Raw genomic sequence first — 21,775 nt, forward strand, 5'->3', positions numbered from 1 at the left:
AGCACTACAGGTACAGCCCCGCGTCCTGCTCGCCGGCCCGCGGTTCCGGCAGCGAGGTCGGCGAGGTGCCGCGCCGCAGCGCGAACAGTTCGGCCAGCGTGGCGCCCTCGCGGCCGACACCCTCCTCCGTGCCGAGCCACTCCACCGACTCGCGGCGGGTGAGCGGGCCGACCTCGATCCGGGCCAGGCAGCGGCCGGGGCGCACCACGGCCGGGTGGAGCCGCTCCAGGTCCTCGTTGGTGGTGATGCCGACCAGGACCTTGCGGCCCTGGCCGAGCAGGCCGTCGGTCAGGTTGAGCAGCCGGGACAGCGCCTGCCCGGCCACGTGCTTGGCCTCGCCGCGGACCAGTTCGTCGCAGTCCTCCAGGAGGAGCAGGCGCCAGCGGCCCTCGCCGTCCTCGTCATCGTCGTCGTCACCGATGGCGATGTTCATCAGGTAGCCGGCGTCCGAGAACAGCAGCTCCGGGTCGAGCACGCAGTCCACCTGGCACCAGTCCCGCCAGGAACGGGCCAGGGTACGCAGCGCGGTGGTCTTGCCGGTGCCGGGCGGGCCGTGCAGCAGGAGGAGACGGCCGGCGATGTCCTCCGGGGTGGTCTTCATCAGGGAGTCCATCGCCTCGGCCACCGGGGCGGTGTAGTTGGCGCGGACCTCGTCCCAGGTGGCGGCGGAGATCTGCCGGGTGATGCGCAGCGGCCCCCGGCGCGGGGACAGGTGCCAGAAGCCCATGGTCACCTCCTCGGGGACCGGCTCCGGCTCCATCTCCACGCCGTCGGTGGCGCGGTGCAGCACGGACTGCGCCAGCTCCTCGGTGATCGCGGTGACCGAGACATGGGTGCCGCTGCCCCACTGGGCGGTGGAGACGCGCAGCGTCCAGCCGTCGCCCTCGGCCAGGGTGGAGCGCTGCTTGTCGCTGCTCGCCCGACGCACGACGCGGGCCTCGGAGGGGACCAGCTGGGCACCGGGCCGGACGCGGTCGATGCTCACCGTCCGGGAGTACGGCTGCTCGCCGGTGGTGAAGCGCTGGAGGAAGAGGGCGTCGATGACGTCGATCGGCGAGTCGCCGTCGTCCAGGGTGAGCCGGATGGGGACGGGGGCGTGAGGGTTCTCGGCCATGGGTTCCATGATCCGTGCGCGGGCCCTTCGGCGCACGGCAATTCTCGTATTGGGCCGTCAGCCGGTGCGGGGCAGATGCCGCCGGGCCGTCAGCCGGTGCGGGGCAGGAGCCGCCGGGCCGCGCGCACCGTCGCGTACCCCTTGGTGAGGCACCGGTCCACCGCGAAGTTCCTGCCCAGCGCGCGCCCGTGGAGGAGGCGCAGGAACTCCTCCGCCCCGGTGCCCCGGCGGACCGTGACCCGGCGCAGGGCGTACGGGCCCTGCCGGCGCCGGGCCAGGTCGTTGCCGACGGCGAGCGCCTGGGCGAAGCCCGCCTCGCGGACCGCCCGGCGGACCCGCCGGGTGGAGTGGCCGTACGGGTGGGCGAACGAGGCCGGGACCGAGCCCAGTTCGCCGGCGACGATCTCCCGGCACAGCCCCAGCTCCCGGCGCAGCGCGTCCTCGCCGATCAGGTCGAGCGCGGGATGCGTGTGGCTGTGCCCCCCGATCTCCACGCCGCCGGCGGCGAGTTCGCGCACCTGGTCCCAGTCCAGCATGGTGTCCGGGGCGCCCCCGGCGTCGTGCTCGCCGCGCAGCCAGCCGGTGGTGACGAACACGGTGGCCGGGAAGCCGTGCCGGACCAGTTCCGGCAGGGCGTGGCGGTGGACGCCCTCGTAGCCGTCGTCGAAGGTGATCAGCACCGGCCGCTCGGGCAGCGGCTTGCCGCTGCGCCAGGCGGCGGCCAGGGTGGCGGTGTCCACGGGGGTGAAGCCCTCCGCGGCGATCACCGCCAGGTGGCCCGCGAAGGCCGCCGGGGTCACCGACAGGCCCAGCGTGGCCGCCGCGGGCCGCTGCGCGACGGCGTGGTACATCAGCACCGGGACGGCCCGGTCGGCCTCCCGCCCGTCGCGCTCAGACATGTCCGGCCGTCCCCTCTCCGGCCCGGTCCCGGCGCGTCGTCCGTGCCGCGGGGGAGGGCGGGATCACGAAGCCCCCGCCGCTCCGCCGGGTCCGCGCGGTGCCGACGGCGTAACCGGCCGCGGTGACCAGCGCGCCGGCCACGATCGCCCCGGCCCGTCCCGCCCCGCCCGGCCGCCCGCGCACCGCGTCCGCCAGGCCGCGGGCCACCCCGGCGGGCAGCACCCGGGTGGCGTACCGGCGCTCCGACTCCAGCCCCTTGTCCGCGCCGACGCTGCGGGCCACCAGCGCCTTGGAGAGCCCTTCCGCATAGGTCCGGGTGCGGAAGTACCCGAACCGCTCGCGGACGGCGGGCACCCGGTGGTGGATGACCGCCCGGTCGTCGATCAGCAGCACGGCCGCCGGCAGCGCCCGCGAGAGGCGGATGCACAGCTCGGTCTCCTCGCAGCCCAGCGGCCGCTTGTCGCCGTCGCGCCCGATGCCCGTGGCGAAGCCGCCGGCCGCCTCGAAGGCGGTGCGCCGGAACGAGGCGTTGCCGCCCAGCACGTTGCGGACCCGGACCCGGCCGGGCGGCAGGCCGCGGTAGGTGCAGCCCACCACCCAGTCGAACTCCTCCGGGAACCAGGCCGGGCGGCGGCCCGAAGCCCACGCGGGTTCCGTGCGGCCCCCCACCGCCATCACCCGCGGGTCGTCGTACGCCTCGGTGAACCACCGCAGCCAGTCGCGGTCGGCCACCGCGTCGTCGTCCAGGAAGGCGACGACCTCCGCCCGGGCCTCGGCGATGCCGGTGTTGCGCCCGGCGGACAGCCCGCGGGGGCCGGCGTTGGCCAGCACCCGCACCGAGGGCTCGTCCTCGTACTCCCGCTCCAGGCGCTCCCGCAGGACCGGGTTGTGGTCCACCACGAGGAGGGTCTCCAGGGCGGGCCGGGACTGCGCCCGCACCGAGGCCACCGCGGCGAGGATGTCCTCCCAGCGCTCCTCGGTGTAGACGCAGATCACCACCGAGACGTCCGGCAGCGCCGGTCCGGCCGGCAGCCCGCTCCTGTCGTGCGCGGCGGGCCCCGTCACGACACCTCGCCGGGAGTCGCGCCCAGCATCGGCGAGGTGCGCGAACGGCCGCGCAGGGAACGCCGGTTGGAGCGCTCGGCGAGGATCACCCGCAGCACGCGCAGTCCGTCCCGGACCGCCCGTAGGTTGCTGACGCCGTGGATGCGCAGGTACTCGTGGCTGGGGATCTCCTGCACCTTGAGCCCGGCCTTGACGACGCGGATGTTCATCAGCGTCTCGACCTCGAACCCGGTGCAGTCCAGCTCGATGCGGTCCAGGCAGTGGCGCCAGAACGCGTTGTAGCCGTAGCAGAGGTCGGTGTAGCGGGCGCCGAACTTCCGGTTGACGGCGGCGCACAGCGCGCGGTTGCCCAGCTTGCGGACGAAGGTCATGTCGTCGGTGCCCCCGCCGTTGGCGAAGCGCGAGCCCTTGGCGAAGTCGGCCCCGGAGACCAGGGCGGAGACGTAGCTGACGATCTCGTTGCCGTCGGCGGATCCGTCCGCGTCGATCATGACGATGATCTCGCCGGTGCAGGCGGCGAAGCCGGCGATCAGGGCGTCCCCCTTGCCCTTGCCGGTCTGCCGGACCACCTTGACCCCGGGCCACAGTTCGCGGGCCACGGCCACCGTGTCGTCGGTGGAGTCGCCGTCGACCAGGACCACCTCGTGGATCCAGTCCGGCAGGGTCTTGAAGACGTACGGAAGGTTCTCCGCCTCGTTCATCGCGGGGATCACCACGCTGACCGGTGGAGCGATGGCCAGGTGCGAGGTGATCGGCCGGTAACGGTCGGCGGCCGCGAACGTGTCGGGCCCCGGCGTGACCGGGGGCAGCACTGCGCTCATGGGTCTGGTCCCTCTCGTCCGGCGGACCGCCCACCCCCGGGCGGCCGCTGTGAGTCCGGTTCGAAAGGGGGGTCCTCACCCGGGGCACGCGGAAAGAGGTCTCCACGCGTACCGGGTGAGCCGGCAGAACTGTCCGGGCCCCGCTGTCCGGAGCCCGGGCGCGCGGCACGACCCGACGACCGGTCGTGTCATCGAGCACCCCCCTACCGCGCGTCCGCCCCGCTCCGTCCCGGTTCCGAGTCCCTCCCCCTGAACCGCACAACGACGGACCGATGCGTATGAGATGTATGACGATATTGGCTATTGGTCGGCTATCGCAAGAGCTGAAAGGTAATGAGATGCTTTGCCGGGTAGAGGCGTTCCGTCCGCTTCTCGCGCCATGCGCCGGATGACCGGCCCAATCTGGCGCAATGGGGGTCGCCGGTCAAGATGCCGATTTCGCCTGACGGGGCCGGTTTCCCCACGGTTCGCAGGCGGCCTGGCGCCGGGACACCGGCCGTACGGCGAGCCGTCCCGGGGATTTATTGACATGAGCACTTCCTGTCAACGCGTGTAGCTGGTACCACAGTTGATGCAGAGACAACTGCAGAACAGGGAGGCTCCACCATGAGACGTTTCCGCACGTCCGCCGTCGTGAGTTCGTTCCTCCTCTCCGTCGGCCTCGCCTTCACGGGGGCGGCCGCGGCGCAGGCGTCGTCGGCCCAGGCCGCCGGCGCCTACGTCGCCCTGGGGGACTCGTACTCCTCCGGGGTCGGGGCCGGCAGCTACACCAGCGAGAGCGGCAGCTGCAAACGCAGCACCAACGCCTACCCGCAGTTGTGGGCCAACGCCAACTCGCCCTCCAGCTTCGCCTTCGTGGCCTGCGGCGGAGCCACCACCAGCTCGGTCCGCAGCAGCCAGCTGGGTTCCCTCGACTCCTCGACCACCCTGGTCTCGGTGACCGCGGGCGGCAACGACGCCGGCTTCGCCGACGTCATGACGACCTGCGTCATCAGCTCCAACTCGGTCTGCACCGACCGGATCAACACGGCGCGCTCCTACATCACCAACACGCTGCCCGGAAACCTCAACTCCCTGTACGCCGACATCAAGAACCGCGCCCCCAACGCCCGGGTCGTCGTCCTGGGCTACCCGAAGTTCTACGACGTGGCCGCGGTCTGCGTCGGCCTCTCCGACACCAAGCGGACGGCGATCAACGCCGCCGCCGACCACCTCAACTCGGTGATCTCCCAGCGCGCCGCGGCCTACGGGTTCCGCTTCGGCGACGTGCGGCCCACCTTCACCGGGCACGAGATCTGCTCGGGCAGTTCCTGGCTGCACAGCGTCAACTGGGCGAACATCGGCGAGTCGTACCACCCGAAGGCGGCCGGCCAGTCGGGCGGATACCTCCCCGTGCTGAACGCCAACGACTGACGCCCGCGTCGAAAGCGGCGTCCCGGTGCCCCTGGCGGGGGCGAGGGGCGCCGTTCTCGTTCGACACTCGCCCGTCCGTTCGCCCCGGGGACGCCGATTCGGGTGCATCCCACGCTCCTCGCGCTTCGGCGGGGCGGTGACGCGGGATCATCTCCCCGGCGGGTGCCCGTCGTCGGCCTCCCGCCGCGCAGTACGCCGGACCCGCCGCCGTTCCTCCTTCCTCCGGCGGATCCGCCGACCACGGAGGCCCCGCCATGAGACGTGCCCGCACGCCCGCCGTCGTGAGTTCCCTCTTCCTCGCCCTGGCCCTCGCCGGTACCGGCACGTCCGCCGCGCAGGCGTCCGCCCGGGCGGACGGTTCCTACGTCGCCCTGGGCGACTCGTACTCCTCCGGCGTCGGCGCCGGCCGGTACACCGCCGATAGCGGCGCATGCCGGCGCAGCGGCCTGGCGTACCCGCGGCTGTGGGCCGACGCCCACCGGCCGTCCTCCTTCGCCTTCATGGCCTGCTCGGGGGCGACCACGCGTTCGGTGCGCAGCGGCCAGCTCGGGCCGCTCACCTCCTCCACCCGGCTCGTCTCGGTCACCGCCGGGGGCAACGACGCCGGGTTCGCGGACGTCATGTCGACGTGCGTCGTCGGCTCGGACGCGAGGTGCCTCGACCGGATCGCCACGGCGCGCGGCCACATCCGCTCCACCCTGCCCGGAAACCTCGACTCCCTCTACAAGGCCATCCGCGAACGTGCCCCCGAGGCCCGGGTCGTCGTCCTGGGGTACCCGCGGTTCTACGACGTGGACGCGGCCTGCGCCGGGCTCTCCGACGCCAAGCGGTCGGCCGTCAACGAGGCCGCCGACCTGCTGAACTCGGTGATCTCCCGGCGGGCGGCGGCCCACGGCTTCCGGTTCGGCGACGTCCGGCCCCCGTTCACCGGGCACGAGATCTGCTCCGGCGCCTCCTGGCTGCACAGCGTGAACATCGCCGACGTCGGCGCGTCCTACCACCCGAGGGCGGCCGGCCAGTCGCGCGGCTACCTGCCCGTGCTGAACGCGCACGACTGACCGGGGGTCGCGCGGCCCGCGCGGCCCGCAGCCCGGCCGGCCCGGCGCCCGCGCGGCCCGGCCGCGCGGCGCCGGGCTCAGTCGTCCTCCGGGTCCGGGGACGGCTCCCCGGACCCGGACGGCGCCTCGCACATCACCGTGAACGGCACCGGGTCGGAGGCAGCCTCCACCGGCCTGTCGACCTCGACGTGGACCGAGCCCTCGAGAGCCCCCTCCGCGTCCTCCAGCGAGAGCCGCACCTGCTCGTCGCGGGTGGCGCCCCCGCCCTCGGGGAGGGTCAGCGTCCGCCAGCCCTCGTCCACCACGCCGTCGAGCTGGTCCGACACCCACCGGTAGCGGATCTCGGCCGGCAGACGACCGACGGTGAACGAGGCGCGCACGGCGGGGTGCCGGTCCTCGGGCGGAGGGCAGACCCCGCTGTACCGGGTGTGCGCGCCGGTCACGGTGACCCGGACCGACTGCTCCGGCTCGGCGGACGGGGAGGGGCTCGGACTCGCGGACGTCCCGGAGGCGGACGGGCTCGGCGACCCGCTCTCCTCGCCGGACGGTTCCGCGCCCGGACCGGCGGTGGTGGGGGACGCCGAGGAGCCGGAGCCCCCGGAGTCGTCGCCGCCCGGGTCCGCCAGTTTCCAGGCCAGCCCCGCGACCAGCAGCGCCAGCACCAGCACCCCGATCACCAGCGCCGTGCCCGCCCGGTCCCCGCCGTCCCCGCCGTCCCCGCGGTCACCGTCCGCGCGCCGGGCCTCGTCGTGGTGCCGCGGGGGAGGCGGGGGCGGGGCGCCGTACCCGGACCCGTGGCGCGCGGAGCCGCCGCCCGGAGGGAGGGGCACCGTGGGAGCCGTGGCGCCGACCGGCGCTCCCGGCCCGGGTGTGCCGCCGGCCGCGACCAGGCGCAGGCCGCGCTCGGCCTCCTCCGCCGTCATCCGCCCGGCCGGGTCCTTGCGCAGCAGCCCCTCGATCACCCCGGCCAGCGGCCCCGCCCACCGGGGCGGCGCCTGCGGCTCGTCGACCACCGCGCGCAGCGTGCTCAGCGGGGTGTCCTGGCGGAACGGGGAGGCGCCCTCCACGGCCGCGTAGAGCAGCACGCCCAGGGACCACAGGTCGGAGGCGAGCCCCGACGGCCGTCCCAGCGCGCGCTCCGGCGCCAGGTACTCGGGGGAGCCGATCACCTCGCCGGTCCGGGTCAGCGCCGTGTCCCCGGCCAGCGTGGCGATGCCGAAGTCGGTGAGGACCACCCGGCCGTCGTTGGCGATCAGCACATTGGCCGGCTTGACGTCCCGGTGCAGCACCCCGGCCTCGTCGGCCGCCCGCAGCGCCGCCAGCACGTCCGCGCCGATCGCCGCCGCCCGGGCCGGGGTCAGCGCGCCCTCCGCCTCCAGCACGTCCGACAGCGACAGGCCGCGGACCAGTTCCATCACGATCCAGGGGCGTCCGCCGTCGGTGACCACGTCGTACACGGTGACCACGGAGCGGTGCGCGATCCGGGCGGCGGCCCAGGCCTCGCGCTCCAGCCGGGCGTACATCCGCGCCACCTCGTCGTCCGGCAGACCGGCCGGGGCGCGCACCTCCTTGACGGCCACCTCGCGGCGCAGCACCTCGTCCCGGCCCCGCCACACCGTTCCCATGCCCCCGCTGCCCAGCGGCGACAGCAGGCGGTAACGGCCGGCGACGACGCGGTCCGGATCCGGTGCATCGGTCATGGCTCACCTCTTCCTCCGGGAACCCGTCACCGGTTCACCCGTTCATGAGGGGGACGCTTTTCGGAACGCTCCACGGGGGTACGGGGACTGCCGGGGCGCGGCCTCCCCGGTGTTCTGCCCGCCGACGGGGCGGGCGATGCGCGACGGGCGTCACCCGCGGTGACCTGCGATCCTGGTGCCGAGGACCGGACGGCCGTTGTGCCGGTTGTCCAACTCGCCCTGAAACTTCATGCCTCGGGTGAGGAGTTGTCAACCGTCTTGCGGAAAAGGTGAATTCTGTGATCGAGATGCGCCATCCCCCACCAAGGACGATAGGGTTGCCCTGCCCGGGCCGGGTGGACTCGTACGGGTGGGGAGTGTCATGGATCAGATAACAATGCGTAGCAGGGCGCGCGTCCCTGCGATCACCTGCGGCAGCAGCGCGAGCAGTTCGCGTCTCGACCGCCATCTCTCGGTGCTGTCCGGCCCCGCCATACCGCAGCGCGAGACGGTGGAGGCCACGTCGCTGATGCGCGAGCTCACGGCGCGCGACGTACCGCGCGAGCGGAGCAAGCGGCACCGCGTGCAGCGCGTGTCGCTGTTCGCGCCGCTGCGCCGGCTGACCCGCTCGCTCTTCGGCGGGCGCTGAGCCGCGACAGGTTCAACCCGCCGGTCCTCCCGCTGCGCCTTACGGCACTCCCCACGACGCGCAGCGGAGGGCCGGCGTCGTCGTTCCCGTGACGCTGTGCCGACGCCGCCGATCCCGGTGTGAACCTTGTCTCTCCTCCCAGAGCGGCCCCGCTCGCTCTGGCGCGCCCAAGCAAGCGCTCGCTAGCTTGAGCGGCGGACGACGCCCCCGAGCTCCCGGCTTGGCTCGTGGGCCCCATCCCGCCCGGGAGGACGCACTGATGAAGGCACACGACGGCATGTACATCGACGGGGCCTGGAGGGCGGCCGTCGGACCGGACACCATCGCCGTCCTCAACCCCGCGGACGAACAGGTCATCGCCCAGGTGCCGGCCGGTTCCGCCGAGGACGTGGACGCGGCGGTCCGCGCGGCCCGCGCGGCCCTGCCGGGCTGGGCCGCCACGCCGCCCGCCGAGCGCGCCGCCCGCCTGGCCGCCCTGCGGGACGTGCTGGTCGCCCGCAAGGACGAGATCGCCGAGACCGTCACCGCCGAGCTGGGCGCCCCGCTGCCGTTCTCCCAGAAGGTGCACGCCGCCTCCCCGATCGCGGTCTGCGGCACCTACGCGGAGCTGGCGGCGACCTTCCCCTTCGAGGAGAAGGTCGGCAACTCCACCGTGTACCAGGAGCCGATCGGCGTGGTCGCCGCGATCACGCCCTGGAACTATCCGCTGCACCAGATCGTCGCCAAGGTCGCCCCCGCGCTGGCCGCGGGCTGCACGGTCGTCCTGAAGCCCGCCGAGGACACCCCGCTGACCGCCCAGCTGTTCGCCGAGGCGGTCGACGAGGCCGGGGTGCCGGCCGGTGTGTTCAACCTGGTCACCGGACTGGGGCCGGTGACCGGACAGGCGCTGGCCGAGCACGACGGCGTCGACATGGTCTCGTTCACCGGGTCCACCGCCGTCGGCCGCTCCATCGCCGCCACCGCCGGGGCCGGGCTGAAGAAGGTCGCCCTGGAGCTGGGCGGCAAGTCAGCCAACGTGATCCTGCCCAGCGCCGACCTGGCCAAGGCGGTCGCGGTGGGCGTCGCCAACGTGATGGCCAACTCCGGCCAGACCTGCAGCGCCTGGACCCGGATGCTGGTCCCCGCCGAGCGGTACGAGGAGGCCGTCGAGCTGGCCGCGGAGGCCGCCGCCAAGTACGGCGACCGGATCGGTCCGCTGGTCAACGCCAAGCAGCAGGCGCGGGTGCGCGGCTACATCGAGAAGGGCGTCGCCGAGGGCGCGCGTCTGGTGGCCGGCGGCGCCGAGGCGCCCGAGGGCAAGGACAAGGGCTTCCACGTCAGCCCCACCGTCTTCGCGGACGTCACCCCCGGCATGACCATCGCCCAGGAGGAGATCTTCGGCCCGGTCCTGTCCGTCCTGAAGTACGAGGACGAGGACGAGGCCGTGCGCATCGCCAACGGCACCGTCTACGGCCTGGCCGGAGCGGTCTGGGCGGGCGACGAGGCCGAGGCGGTCGCCTTCGCCCGCCGCCTGGACACCGGGCAGGTCGACATCAACGGCGGCCGGTTCAACCCGCTGGCACCCTTCGGCGGCTACAAGCACTCCGGCGTGGGCCGCGAGCTCGGCGCGCACGGGCTGACCGAGTTTCTCCAGACCAAGTCCCTCCAGTTCTAGGAGCGTTCGTCCCATGGTTCTCGCAGCCGTGGCGCCCGCGATCGGCGCGCCGCTGGAAGTCACCGAGATCGAACTGCCCGCGACCGGCCCCGGCCAGGTCCGGATCCGGCTCGCCGCCGCCGGGGTGTGCCACTCCGACCTGTCCATCGCCAACGGCACCATGCGGGTGCCGCTGCCGGCCGTCCTCGGGCACGAGGGCGCGGGCACCGTCACGGAGGTGGGGGAGGGCGTCACCCATGTCGCGGTGGGCGACCAGGTGGTGCTCAACTGGTCGCCGTCCTGCGGCAGCTGCCCGTCCTGCGACCTGGGCGAGGTCTGGCTGTGCGCGCGCTCGCTGGACGGCGCGTCCGCCCCGTACGCACGGCGGGCGTCCGACGGGCTGGAGCTGTATCCCGGGCTGAACGTGGCGGCGTTCGCCGAGGAGGCGGTCGTGGCCGCCAACACGGTGCTGCCGCTGCCCGAGGGCATCCCGCTCACCGACGCGGCGCTGCTGGGCTGCGCGGTGCTCACCGGGTACGGCGCCGTGCACCACGCGGCGCGGGTCCGGGAGGGCGAGACGGTCGCGGTCTACGGCGTGGGCGGGGTCGGCCTCGCCACGGTCCAGGCGGCGCGGATCGCCGGGGCGTCGAAGATCGTCGCGGTGGACGTCTCCCCGGCCAAGGAGGAACTGGCGCGGGCGGCGGGCGCGACGGACTACGTGGTCGCCTCGGAGCAGACCGCGCGCGAGATCCGCGGGCTCACCGGCAAGCAGGGCGTCGACGTCGCCGTCGAGTGCGTGGGGCGGGCGGTCACCATCCGCACGGCCTGGGAGTCCACGCGGCGGGGCGGCCGCACGACGGTGGTCGGCATCGGGGGGAAGGACCAGCAGGTCTCCTTCAACGCGCTGGAGATCTTCCACTGGGGGCGGACGCTGTCCGGGTGCGTGTACGGGAACTCCGACCCGGCGCGGGACCTGCCGGTGCTGGCGTCGCACGTCCGGGAGGGCCGCCTCGACCTCGGCATGCTGGTCACCGACCGCATCGATCTCGCGGACATCCCCGCCGCGTTCGACAACATGACCGCCGGCAAGGGCGGCCGCGCGCTGGTCGTCTTCTGACCCCACCCCGGCCGCCCCAGCGGCATGATGGCCCGCGGGGCGACCCTGCCACGAGCCGGTAGGAGCGTCCCTGCGGGCGGCTGGGCCGCCCAGGGGGCGGCACGGGCGGCCGCAGGCGGTGCCGTGCACACGTCGCGGTTCGCTCCGCAGGGGCCGAGCCCCCTCTCCGGGGACGCGGGCGGAGGGGCGAGCCCCCCGTGTCACAGGGGTCGGGCGCGGCGGCGCGCCCCGCGGCGGGAGACGGCCACGCCCGCCAGGCAGAGCGCGCCGCCCACCAGGGTGAGGGCCCCCGGCACCTCGCCGAGGAACACCCACGACATCGCCACGACCAGCGCGGGAACCGCGTACGTCGTCGCCCCCATCCGGCTCGCCGTCGTCCGCGCCAGCGCGTACGCCCACGTCGTGAAGGCGAGCGCGGTCGGGAAGACGCCCAGGTACACCATGTTCAGCGTCGCCGACACCGGCGCGGACGCCGCCTGGGACACCAGCTGCCCCGCGAACGGCAGGCACGCCACCGCCCCGATCGCACACCCGAACGTCGTCACCTGCAGCGCGCTCCCGTGCGCCAGCGCCGGCTTCTGCGCGATCACCCCGCCCGCGTACGCCACCGCGGCGAGCAGGCACAGCACCACCCCCAGCACCGACGCCCCACCGCCGTCGGACATGGACAGCCCCACCGTCACCGCGCCCGCGAACGACACCGCCATGCCGGCCAGCAGCCGCGGCGGCATCGCGTCGCCCAGCAGCCGCACGCCCAGCAGCGCGATCAGCAGCGGCCCGGTGTTGACGACGAGCGCCGCCGTGCCCGCGTCCACCAGCTGTTCGCCCCAGTTGAGGACGACCATGTAGAAGCCGAACCAGAGCAGCCCCGAGACGAGGATGCCGCGCCACGCCTCCCGCGGCGGCAGGCCCTCCCGGCGTATCAGCAGGATCACGCCCAGCGTCAGGGCCCCGGACAGGAGGCGCCCCAGCGCCAGCGCGCCGGGGGAGTACTCCTCGCCCGCGGCGCGGATGGAGACGAAGGCGGAGGCCCACAGCACCACGGTCACCGCGGCCGCTCCGGCGGCCAGGAGCTCGGTGCGCCGGGCGGGCACGGAAACAGTTGTCATGCGCGCGAGCCTAGGCGGCGGCCGGCGGGCGCCGCGCGGCATTAAGGGCCCGGCAGGGGGCGGCATCACGGGCTCGGCATGGCGTCAGGACGCCGCGCACACGGCGCCAGGACGCGGCGCACACGGCACCGGGACGCGGCGCACACGGCACCGGGACGCGGCGCACACGGCACCGGGACGCGGCGCACACGGCACCGGGACGCGGCGCACGGCGTCAGGACTCGGCGGCGGGCAGCTCCGCGAACTGCCGCTCCAGCCCGTCCAGCAGGGCCCGCAGCCCCGTCTCGAAGGCGCGGTCGTCGATGCGTTCCTGCCGCCCGGCCAGCAGGTGCGCCTGGCCGAGGTGCGGGTAGTCCGCCGGGTCGTAGGCGGTCTCGTCGCCCACGAAGCCGCCGGCGAAGGACCCCAGCGCCGAGCCCATGATGAAGTACCGCATCAGCGCGCCGATCGAGGTCGCCTGGGCCGGCGGCCAGCCCGCCGCGACCATCGCCCCGTACACCGCGTCGGCCAGCCGCAGCGCAGCCGGACGGCGGCCGGGGCCGTGGGCCAGCACCGGGACGATGTTCGGGTGCCGTCGCAGCGCGGCGCGGTAGGAGAGCGCCCAGTCGTGCAGCGCGGTCCGCCAGAAGGTGCCGTCCTCGAACATCGACAGGTCGACCTGCGCGCTCACCGAGTCGGCCACCGCCTCCAGGAGCTGGTCCCGGCTGCGGAAGTGGTTGTACAGCGACGGCCCGCTGACGCCCAGCTCCGCGGCGAGCCGCCGCGTGGAGAGCGCGGCCAGGCCCTCGGCGTCGATCAGGGACAGGGCCGCCTCGACGATCCGTCCGGTGGAGAGCAGGGGCGTGCGCGGGCGTGGCATGGCCCACATGGTAGAGCCTCGACCGATTAAACTAGCAGTGCTAATTTAACCCCGACGACGACACAGGACATCGACCGACCGTGGGGTGGCGCACCGTGAATCTGGGGCTCAGCGAGGAGCAGACGGCCGTACAGGAGCTCGCCCGGGACTTCGTGGCACGCGAGATCACGCCGAACGTGGTCGCCTGGGACCGCGCCGAGCAGGTGGACCGCTCCATCGTGAAGAAGCTGGGCGAGGTCGGCTTCCTGGGGCTGACCATCGACGAGGAGTACGGCGGCTCCGGCGGCGACCACCTGTCGTACTGCCTGGTCACCGAGGAACTGGGACGCGGCGACTCCTCGGTGCGCGGCATCGTCTCGGTCTCGCTGGGCCTGGTCACCAAGACCCTGCAGAGCTGGGGCACCGAGGAGCAGAAGCGGGCGTGGCTGCCCCGGCTGACCTCCGGCGAGGCGCTCGGCTGCTTCGGCCTCACCGAGCCCGGCACCGGCTCGGACGCCGGCAACCTCGCCACCCGCGCGGTGCGCGACGGCGACGACTACGTCATCAACGGCACCAAGATGTTCATCACCAACGGGACCTGGGCCGACGTGGCGATCGTCTTCGCCCGCTCCAGCGATGCCCCCGGCCACAAGGGCGTCTCCGCCTTCCTGGTGCCCACCGACACCCCCGGGCTGACCCGCAACACCATCCACGGCAAGCTGGGCCTGCGCGGCCAGGCCACCGCCGAACTGGTGCTGGAGGACGTGCGGGTGCCCGCCTCCGCCCTGCTGGGCCCCGAGGGCAAGGGCTTCACCATCGCCATGTCGACCCTGGCGAAGGGCCGCATGTCGGTCGCCGCCGGCTGCGTCGGCATCGCCCAGGCCGCGCTGGACTGCGCGGTCGAGTACGCGGGCCAGCGCGAGCAGTTCGGGAGGACCATCGCCCACCACCAGCTCGTGCAGGAACTCCTCGCCGACATCGCGCTGGACGTGGACGCCGCCCGGCTGCTGGTCTGGCGGGTGGCCGACCTGATCGACCGCGGGCTGCCGTTCGCCGTGGAGGCGTCCAAGGCCAAGCTGTTCGCCTCCGAGGCGGCCGTGCGCTGCGCCAACAACGCGCTCCAGGTCTTCGGCGGCTACGGGTTCATCGACGAGTACCCGGCCGGCAAGCTGCTCCGCGACGCCCGCGTGATGACCCTCTACGAGGGCACCAGCCAGATCCAGAAGCTGCTCATCGGCCGCGCCCTGACGGGGGTCTCGGCCTTCTGAGCCCTCGGACCCGCGGGCGCGGCGATGAGTACGCCGCACCCGCGGGGTCTGAGTATCCGGGCGGATGCGGCGCGCGCCGCGTCCGCCCGATGCTGCTGCCATGACCGAAACGCCTGTCAAGCAGCAGAGCACCGCGGCCTTCTACGGCCAGGCGGTGGCGTCCTTCGTCGTCGCCCTGGGGGCGACCTGTACCGGCATCCTGCGGATGGAGGCGAGCGCCTGGGTGCGCGGCTTCTTCGCCGTCTCCGTCCTCTACCTCGTGACCTCCAGCTTCACGCTGGCCAAGGTGATCCGGGACCGCCAGGAGGCCGGCACCATCGTCAGCCGGGTCGACCAGGCCCGGCTGGAGAAGATCCTCGCCGAGCACGACCCCTTCCAGAAACTGTGATCCGCCGCTCTAAGCGGTCGCTCAGACTCCGGCGGTATGGTGGTGCCCCGCACGTACGGCGTGCGGTCCGGAGGGTCTCCGTCCAGGGTGGGTAGGGGCGGAGAGCGAGAGAGGCGAGGCGAGCGATGAGTACGGCGGAGGAGACGACGTCCGGGAGCGGCGAGCAGCCCTGGGCCGAGGTCACACCCGAGGCCGCCCGGCGCCTGCTGGTGGCCGCGGTGGACGCGTTCGCCGAGCGGGGCTACCACGCCACCACGACCCGCGACATCGCGGGCCGCGCGGGCATGAGCCCGGCCGCGCTCTACATCCACTACAAGACCAAGGAGGAACTGCTCGCCCGGATCAGCCGGATCGGCCACGAGAAGGCCCTCGCCATCCTGCGCGACGCCGCGGACGGCGAGGGGACCGCGGCCGAGCGGCTCGCCGAGGCGGTCGGCTCCTTCGTGCGCTGGCACGCCGCCCAGCACACCACCGCGCGGGTGGTGCAGTACGAGCTCGAGGCGCTCGGCGAGGACTCGCGCGCCGAGATCGTGGCCCTGCGCAAGCAGGTCGACGGCCAGGTCCGCCGGATCGTCCAGGAGGGCGTGGCCTCGGGCGAGTTCGAGGTGCCGGACGCCCAGGGCGCCACGCTGGCGATCATGTCGCTGTGCATCGACGTGGCCCGGTGGTTCCGGGTGGACGGCCGCTGGACGCCCGACGAGGTCGGCGCGCTCTACGCCGACCTCGTGCTCAACATGGTGGGCGCCAAGCGGTAGGGCGGGCGCCCGCGGGGCTCAGAGGTAGTACCGGGAGACCGACTCGGCGACGCAGACCGGCTTGTCCCCGCCCTCGCGCTCCACGGTGAACGCCAGCGTCACCTGCACACCGCCCTGCACGTCCTCGACGCCGGTGATCCTCCCGGTGGCGCGCAGCCGCGAGCCCACCGGGACGGGGGAGGGGAAGCGCACCTTGTTGGTGCCGTAGTTCACGCCCATCGTCACGCCCTCGACCGAGACGAGCTGCGGGCCGAACAGGGGCAGCAGCGACAGGGTCAGGTAGCCGTGCGCGATGGTGGTCCCGAACGGGCCCCGCGCGGCCTTCTCCGGGTCGACGTGGATCCACTGGTGGTCGCCGGTGGCCTCGGCGAACAGGTCGATGCGCTTCTGGTCGACCTCGACCCAGTCGGTGTACCCGAGCTGCTCGCCCACGGCGGCCTTCAGGTCGTCGGGGGAGGTGAAGATCCTCGGCTCTGCCATGTCGCTGTCCCTGGCCTCTCGCTGTCGGTCGCTGTGTCTAAGCAACTGCTTAGCATGGTCGCGGCCGGGGAAGGTGTCAATGCGCGTGCCGGAGCGGGGGGCGTCCGGTTAGGGTCCGGACGTGCCCCAGATCCCCGTGAAGGTCCAGGAACTCACCGTCGGCCAGCTCTCGGCGCGCAGCGGGGTCGCCGTCTCCGCCCTGCACTTCTACGAGTCCAAGGGGCTCATCAGCAGCCGGCGCACCCCGGGCAACCAGCGGCGCTACAGCCGGGACACCCTGCGCAGGGTGGCGTTCGTCCGCGCCTCGCAGCGGGTGGGCATGCCGCTGGCCGCGATCCGGGACGCGCTGGCGGAACTGCCGGACGGGCGGACGCCGACGCGGGAGGACTGGGCGCGGCTGTCCGAGAGGTGGCGCGCCGAACTCGACGAGCGCATCCGCCGCCTGGAGCGGCTGCGCGACCACCTCACCGACTGCATCGGGTGCGGCTGCCTGTCCCTGACGACGTGCGGGCTGTCCAACCCCGACGACACCGTCGGAGCGAGCCTCACCGGCTCCCGGCTGGCCCCGGAGCCGGGGGCGTGACGGTGCTCCGCCGCCGGGGCGGCGGAGCCGCGCGCCGGGGCGCCCTCCCGCGGCCGTCGGCCGGGGTGGGCGGCCCGCACGTCACGCCGGGACCAGCTGCCGCCTGCCGCGCCGTGCCGTCTCCACCGCCTCCTGGGTGAGCACGGGCAGCGGGACGAGGATCCCGCACCCCTCGCAGACCGGGCCGGACGACGGTTCGTGGTTCATCCCGTGCCGCCAGGCCAGCTCCTCGTCGCCGCAGACCGGGCAGCTCCTCCCCGGCTCCCGTTCCAGGGCGCCGATCAGCCGGCGCAGCACCTCCGGCAGCGGGTCCGAGGGGTGCACCCGCGGGTCGTCGCACCAGGCGACGCCGAACCCGCCCCAGGTCATCCGGTGCCAGTCGTCCACCGACCCCGGCCGGCGCAGTCCGTCGTGCTTCTCCCGCCGCCGGCGCTCCGCGAACGCCGCCTCGTAGGCCAGCCACACCTCCCGGGCCCGCTCCAACTCGGCCACCGCGCCCACCAGTCGGCGCGGGTCGGGGGAGCGGTCCTCGGGTCCGAACCCCCAGGTGACGCAGAGGTGGTCCCAGGTCGCCCGGTGCCCGTAGGGCGCGAACCGCTCCAGGCACTTCCGCAGCGAGTACCGCCGCAGCGCCAGGTCGCACCGCTGGTCCCGCACTTGTCTCGCCAGACTCCGGAATCCCGCCATCGACCGTACCTCCGTCGCACGTGCACCTGAACCCTGACCAACTCGGCGTCGTCGCAAGGACGTCACCGAATAGACGTGCCGTCCGCCCAACCGGCTCCATCGGATCGGCCGAGGTGTGCCATAAGCCGGACGACACACCTATGCGGGTTCCTGTTGACGGCGGGACTATGCGCGACAAGAGGAACAGAACGGGCGGGCCGCACGTCCGTGCGGCCCGCCCGGGCGTCCCAACTCCGGTCAGCGGTACAGCAGGTACCGCGCGCGCGTGGCCCGGAAGGCGGCGAGTTCCTCCCGCCAGCCGCCGACCACCTCCTCCAGCGCGGCGCCCGCGTCGATGCGGGTACGCACGCCGGTGGACCCGGTGAGCTTGTCGATCCAGTTGTCCGGCCGCCACGCGAACTCGCTCCAGGTCGCCCTGGCCGTGATCAGCAGGCCGACGCCGGTGCGCACCGGGTCGAAGGACTCGCGGTCGTGGACGTGCACCTGGACGCCGCCCGCCGTCCGGCCGGAGAACTTGCTGAAGGTGGGGGTGAAGTACGCCTCCCTGAACCGCACGCCGGGCAGGCCGAGTCCGTTGGCGGCCTCGGCCCAGGCCCCGTCGATGCCGGGCGCGCCCAGGAGTTCGAAGGGGCGGGTGGTGCCCCGGCCCTCGGAGAGGTTGGTGCCCTCGAAGAGGCAGGTGCCGGGGTAGACCAGCGCGGTCTCGGGCGTCGGCATGTTGGGGCTCGGCGGCACCCAGGGCAGGCCGGAGGCGTCGTAGAACTCGCTGCGCCGCCAGCCGGTCATCCGCACGGTCTCCAGCTCCACCGGGGAGGCGAGGAACTCCCCGTTGAAGAGCAGCGCCAGCTCCGCCACGGTCATGCCGTGCTGCTGGGAGATCGGCTCGCGGCCCACGAAGGTGGCGAACTGCGGGTGCATGACCGGGCCTTCGGCCGAGCGGCCGGAGACGGGGTTCGGGCGGTCCAGCACCACGAACCGCTTGCCGGCCAGCCGGGCGGCCTCCATGCAGTCGTACAGCGTCCAGATGTACGTGTAGAAGCGGGCGCCCGCGTCCTGGATGTCGAAGACGACGGTGTCCACGCCCGAGGCGGTGAAGACGTCCGCCAGCGGCTGCCCGCTCTTCAGGTAGGTGTCGTAGACGGGCAGTCCGGTGGCGGGGTCCTCGTAGAAGCCCTCCGAGCCGCCCGCCTGCGCGGTGCCCCGGAAGCCGTGCTCGGGGCCGAAGACCGCCGTCAGGTCGACCCGGTCGTCGGCGTGCATCACGTCGACGATGTGCCGGGCGTCGCGGGTGACACCGGTCGGGTTGGTGACCACGCCGACCTTCTCGCCGTCCAGCAGCGCGTAGCCGTCCGCGGCGAGGCGCTCGAAACCCGTCCGCAGCGGACGCCCGCCCGACGGCGGGGTGGCGGCGACCGGCGGGCCCGACGGCTCGGCCGCCTGCGCGACACCGGCCGCGGTGACGGACAGGGCGCCGGTGGCGGCGGTGAGCAGGCCTCGTCTGGACAGTCTCATGGTGCGTGACCTCCGGGGGAGCACGGGTGGTGCCTGGCGGGTTTCCTCGCTTCGGGTGGTGCTCCGGCGTCCTGCGGGGCGGCCGGTGCCGTGTGTCATGCCCACGCGAGGGGTGATCCACCCCCGGGGCCCGCGGGCGATCCCCGAACGGCCCCGTGCAGACCCCTTCCGTGCGACATACCGACCGGTTAGTCTGACGCCGCAGTCAGCGGTGACAGATCCGTGTCACGTCGTGTCGAAGGAGACCGATGGTGGAAGCCGTGCAGGATGCCCGTGTCGTCGTGACCGGGGCGGGAGGCGGCATCGGAGCCGCGATGGCCAGGCGTTTCGTCGCCGAGGGGGCCCGGGTCGTGGTCAACGACCTTGATGCCGGGAAGGCCGAGGCCGTGGCCCGGGAGATCGGCGCCACCGCCGTTCCCGGCGACGCCTCGGAGATCGTCGACCCGGCGCGGGAGGCCCTCGGCGGGCGGATCGACGTCTTCTGCGCCAACGCCGGCATCGCGGGCAGCGACGGCAGCTTCACCCCCGACGACCGGGCCTGGGAACGCGCCTGGGACGTCAACGTGATGGCGCACGTACGCGCCGCCCGCGCCCTCGTCCCGGAGTGGCTGGAACGCGGCGAGGGCCGCTTCGTGGCCACCGTCTCCGCGGCCGGGCTGCTCACCATGATCGGCGCCGCGCCCTACAGCGCCACCAAGCACGCCGCCTACGCCCACGCGGAATGGCTCTCGCTCACCTACCGCCACCACGGGATCAAGGTGCACGCCATCTGCCCCCAGGGCGTGCGCACCGACATGCTGGCCGGCTCCGGCAGCGCGGGCGACCTGGTCCTCGCCCCCACCGCGATCGAGCCCGAGGACGTCGCCGACGCCCTCTTCAAGGGCATCGCGGAGGACCGCTTCCTCATCCTCCCGCACCCGGAGGTCGCCGGGTACTACGCGGCCAGGGCGGCCGACCCGGAGCGCTGGCTGACGCACATGAACCGTCTGCACCAGAAGTGGGAGAGCACCCGATGAGCACCGAATCCCGGTACGCCGCCAAGCCCTGGCTGGCCCTGCTGACCGACGCGCAGAAGGCGCCCATCACGCCTCCGGCCAGCGCCGTGCACGCCCTGGACCGGGCCCTGGCCTCCCGCGCGGACGAGACGTACCTGGCCTACTTCGACGGACGGCTGACCTACCGCGAGGTCGACGCCCTCAGCGACTCGGTGGCCGGCCGCCTGGCCGCCCGCGGCGTCGCCAAGGGCGACCGGATCGCCGTGATGCTGCAGAACTCCCCGGCCTTCGTGCTCGCCGTGCTCGGCGCCTGGAAGGCCGGCGCGATCGTGCTGCCGGTGAACCCGATGTACAAGACCGGCGAGGTCAAGCACGTCCTCACCGACGGTGAGGTCAAGGCCCTGATCTGCTCCGACCGCGCCTGGGAGGCCTACCTGCGGGACGCCGCCGACGGCACGCCCGTCGCGTTCGCCCTGACCGCCTGCGAGCTGGACTTCCAGAGCCGCGGCGACGAGCGCGTGCTGAACTTCGAGCGCCTCCCCGTCGCCGGGGACGCCGAGGACCTCACCGAGGCCGCCCGGGCCGGCCACGCCGCCCCGGAGGACCGCGAGCTCGCCCCCGACGACATCGCCCTCATCAGCTACACCTCGGGCACCAGCGGCACGCCCAAGGGCGCCACCAACACGCACGGCAACCTCATGTTCAACGCCGAGCGCCAGGCCACCGGCCTGGGCCTGCCGGACAACGCGGCCTACTTCGCGCTCGCCCCGCTGTTCCACATCACCGGCATGGTCTGCCAGTTCCTCGCCTCGCTGAACAGCGCCGGCAGCCTGATCCTCGCCTACCGCTTCGACGCCGGCGTGGTCCTGGACGCCTTCGCCGAGCACCGCCCGGCCTACACCGTCGGCCCGTCCACCGCCTACATGGCGCTGGCCGCCCACCCGGCCGTCGGCCGCGACCACTTCTCCTCCTTCGCGCAGATATCCTCCGGCGGCGCCCCGCTGCCGCCCGCGCTGGTGGACAAGATCGAGGCCACCCTCGGCATCTACATCCAGAACGGCTACGGCCTCACCGAGTGCAGCGCCCCCTGCGCCTCGGTCATCGGCGACCTGCGCGCCCCCGTCGACGAGGCCTCCGGCACCCTCGCGGTCGGCATCCCCGGCCCCGACACCGTCGTCCGGATCCTCGACGACAAGGGCGACGAGGTGCCCTTCGGCGAGCCCGGCGAGATCGTGGTCAAGGGCCCGCAGGTGGTCCCCGGCTACTGGCGCCGCCCCGAGGCCACCGCCGAGACCTTCCCCGGCGGAGAACTGCGCACCGGCGACATCGGCTTCATGGACGAGCAGGGCTGGCTCTACGTCGTCGACCGCAAGAAGGACATGATCAACGCCTCCGGCTTCAAGGTGTGGCCGCGCGAGGTCGAGGACGTGCTCTACACCCACCCCGCGGTCCGCGAGGCGGCCGTGGTCGGCGTACCCGACGGCTACCGGGGCGAGACCGTCAAGGCCTACATCGCGCTGCGCCCGGGCGCGGAGGCCACCGGCGAGGAACTCGCCGCATACTGCAAGGAGCGGCTGGCCGCGTACAAGTATCCGCGGCTGGTGGAGATCCTGCCCGACCTGCCCAAGACGGCGACTGGCAAGATCCTCCGCAGGGAACTGCGCGCGACCAGGTAGTCCCCCGCATCGGCACGACAGGAAGAACCGGAAGG

21 protein-coding genes are annotated in these 21,775 nt (G+C 73.6%); 11 read left to right on the plus strand and 10 right to left on the minus strand.

The features are described 5' to 3' along the window. Positions 1-4 precede the first annotated feature (4 nt). The 4 genes from ABZ836_RS22990 to ABZ836_RS23005 all read right to left on the minus strand — a co-directional run bounded on the left by ABZ836_RS22990 (position 5) and on the right by ABZ836_RS23005 (position 3,900). Positions 5-1,114 (minus strand): DUF5925 domain-containing protein, encoded by a 1,110-nt coding sequence (locus ABZ836_RS22990; protein WP_356137941.1) that lies wholly within the window; start codon positions 1,112-1,114, stop codon positions 5-7. A gap of 89 nt (positions 1,115-1,203) precedes the next feature. After that, on the minus strand, positions 1,204-2,013 hold the full coding sequence (locus ABZ836_RS22995; RefSeq protein WP_361144925.1) for a polysaccharide deacetylase family protein: 810 nt from the start codon (positions 2,011-2,013) through the stop codon (positions 1,204-1,206). Beyond that, complete coding sequence (locus ABZ836_RS23000; RefSeq protein WP_361144928.1) at positions 2,006-3,079, minus strand: glycosyltransferase family 2 protein; 1,074 nt, start codon at positions 3,077-3,079, stop codon at positions 2,006-2,008. The genes ABZ836_RS22995 and ABZ836_RS23000 overlap by 8 nt, the downstream gene beginning before the upstream one ends. Beyond that, complete coding sequence (locus ABZ836_RS23005; protein WP_361144931.1) at positions 3,076-3,900, minus strand: glycosyltransferase family 2 protein; 825 nt, start codon at positions 3,898-3,900, stop codon at positions 3,076-3,078. Before ABZ836_RS23005 ends, ABZ836_RS23000 begins: the two co-directional genes overlap by 4 nt. Positions 3,901-4,506: 606 nt before the next feature. Between ABZ836_RS23005 and ABZ836_RS23010 the strand changes: the two genes are divergently transcribed. Further along, the gene (locus ABZ836_RS23010) at positions 4,507-5,313 is read left to right on the plus strand and encodes an SGNH/GDSL hydrolase family protein (RefSeq protein WP_356137933.1); all 807 of its coding nucleotides are present in this window, start codon (positions 4,507-4,509) and stop codon (positions 5,311-5,313) included. 254 nt (positions 5,314-5,567) lie between these two features. Next, positions 5,568-6,371 (plus strand): SGNH/GDSL hydrolase family protein, encoded by an 804-nt coding sequence (locus ABZ836_RS23015; protein ID WP_361144934.1) that lies wholly within the window; start codon positions 5,568-5,570, stop codon positions 6,369-6,371. 77 nt (positions 6,372-6,448) lie between these two features. Here ABZ836_RS23015 and ABZ836_RS23020 read toward each other — a convergent pair whose 3' ends face one another. Further along, positions 6,449-8,071, minus strand: coding sequence for a serine/threonine-protein kinase (locus ABZ836_RS23020; protein WP_361144936.1), 1,623 nt, complete (start codon positions 8,069-8,071; stop codon positions 6,449-6,451). A 361-nt stretch (positions 8,072-8,432) separates the two neighbouring features. Here ABZ836_RS23020 and ABZ836_RS23025 point away from each other — a divergent pair, with 361 nt between their 5' ends. From ABZ836_RS23025 to ABZ836_RS23035, 3 genes are all read left to right on the plus strand, one after another. Continuing rightward, positions 8,433-8,699, plus strand: coding sequence for a hypothetical protein (locus ABZ836_RS23025; RefSeq protein WP_356138722.1), 267 nt, complete (start codon positions 8,433-8,435; stop codon positions 8,697-8,699). Positions 8,700-8,958: 259 nt separating this feature from the next. Next, positions 8,959-10,353 (plus strand): aldehyde dehydrogenase family protein, encoded by a 1,395-nt coding sequence (locus ABZ836_RS23030; RefSeq protein WP_356138720.1) that lies wholly within the window; start codon positions 8,959-8,961, stop codon positions 10,351-10,353. A 13-nt stretch (positions 10,354-10,366) separates the two neighbouring features. Then, positions 10,367-11,449, plus strand: a complete 1,083-nt coding sequence (locus ABZ836_RS23035; RefSeq protein WP_356138718.1) for a zinc-binding dehydrogenase — start codon at positions 10,367-10,369, stop codon at positions 11,447-11,449. Positions 11,450-11,649: 200 nt separating this feature from the next. On the opposite strand, the gene ABZ836_RS23040 is transcribed toward ABZ836_RS23035, so the two are convergent. After that, positions 11,650-12,558, minus strand: coding sequence for a DMT family transporter (locus ABZ836_RS23040; RefSeq protein ID WP_361144940.1), 909 nt, complete (start codon positions 12,556-12,558; stop codon positions 11,650-11,652). Positions 12,559-12,772: 214 nt separating this feature from the next. Next, a complete protein-coding gene (locus ABZ836_RS23045; RefSeq protein ID WP_356138714.1) occupies positions 12,773-13,426 on the minus strand; it encodes a TetR/AcrR family transcriptional regulator in 654 nt (217 codons plus the stop codon). A gap of 86 nt (positions 13,427-13,512) precedes the next feature. On the opposite strand from ABZ836_RS23045, the gene ABZ836_RS23050 reads away from it, so the two are divergent. The 3 genes from ABZ836_RS23050 (at position 13,513) to ABZ836_RS23060 (ending at position 15,807) form a co-directional block, all read left to right on the plus strand. Continuing rightward, the gene (locus tag ABZ836_RS23050) at positions 13,513-14,664 is read left to right on the plus strand and encodes an acyl-CoA dehydrogenase family protein (RefSeq protein ID WP_361144943.1); all 1,152 of its coding nucleotides are present in this window, start codon (positions 13,513-13,515) and stop codon (positions 14,662-14,664) included. Positions 14,665-14,764: 100 nt separating this feature from the next. Next, entirely contained in the window at positions 14,765-15,052 is a 288-nt protein-coding gene (locus tag ABZ836_RS23055; protein WP_356138710.1) for a YiaA/YiaB family inner membrane protein, read from the plus strand. A 125-nt stretch (positions 15,053-15,177) separates the two neighbouring features. Continuing rightward, complete coding sequence (locus ABZ836_RS23060) at positions 15,178-15,807, plus strand: TetR/AcrR family transcriptional regulator (RefSeq protein WP_356138708.1); 630 nt, start codon at positions 15,178-15,180, stop codon at positions 15,805-15,807. 18 nt (positions 15,808-15,825) lie between these two features. Here ABZ836_RS23060 and ABZ836_RS23065 read toward each other — a convergent pair whose 3' ends face one another. After that, on the minus strand, positions 15,826-16,287 hold the full coding sequence (locus tag ABZ836_RS23065) for a MaoC family dehydratase (RefSeq protein ID WP_356138706.1): 462 nt from the start codon (positions 16,285-16,287) through the stop codon (positions 15,826-15,828). A 121-nt stretch (positions 16,288-16,408) separates the two neighbouring features. On the opposite strand from ABZ836_RS23065, the gene soxR reads away from it, so the two are divergent. Then, positions 16,409-16,870 (plus strand): redox-sensitive transcriptional activator SoxR, encoded by a 462-nt coding sequence (gene soxR / locus ABZ836_RS23070; protein WP_356138704.1) that lies wholly within the window; start codon positions 16,409-16,411, stop codon positions 16,868-16,870. 81 nt (positions 16,871-16,951) lie between these two features. On the opposite strand, the gene ABZ836_RS23075 is transcribed toward soxR, so the two are convergent. Then, on the minus strand, positions 16,952-17,557 hold the full coding sequence (locus ABZ836_RS23075) for a hypothetical protein (RefSeq protein WP_356138703.1): 606 nt from the start codon (positions 17,555-17,557) through the stop codon (positions 16,952-16,954). A 237-nt stretch (positions 17,558-17,794) separates the two neighbouring features. Further along, positions 17,795-19,069 (minus strand): DUF1343 domain-containing protein, encoded by a 1,275-nt coding sequence (locus ABZ836_RS23080; protein WP_356138701.1) that lies wholly within the window; start codon positions 19,067-19,069, stop codon positions 17,795-17,797. Positions 19,070-19,317: 248 nt separating this feature from the next. On the opposite strand from ABZ836_RS23080, the gene ABZ836_RS23085 reads away from it, so the two are divergent. Further along, positions 19,318-20,085: an SDR family oxidoreductase gene (locus ABZ836_RS23085; RefSeq protein WP_361144949.1), complete on the plus strand. Its 768-nt coding sequence runs from the start codon at positions 19,318-19,320 to the stop codon at positions 20,083-20,085. After that, on the plus strand, positions 20,082-21,740 hold the full coding sequence (locus tag ABZ836_RS23090) for an AMP-binding protein (RefSeq protein WP_361144952.1): 1,659 nt from the start codon (positions 20,082-20,084) through the stop codon (positions 21,738-21,740). The genes ABZ836_RS23085 and ABZ836_RS23090 overlap by 4 nt, the downstream gene beginning before the upstream one ends. Positions 21,741-21,775: the final 35 nt, after the last annotated feature.

The organism is Streptomyces sp. NPDC047130 (assembly GCF_040643475.1).
GTDB lineage: Bacteria > Actinomycetota > Actinomycetes > Streptomycetales > Streptomycetaceae > Streptomyces.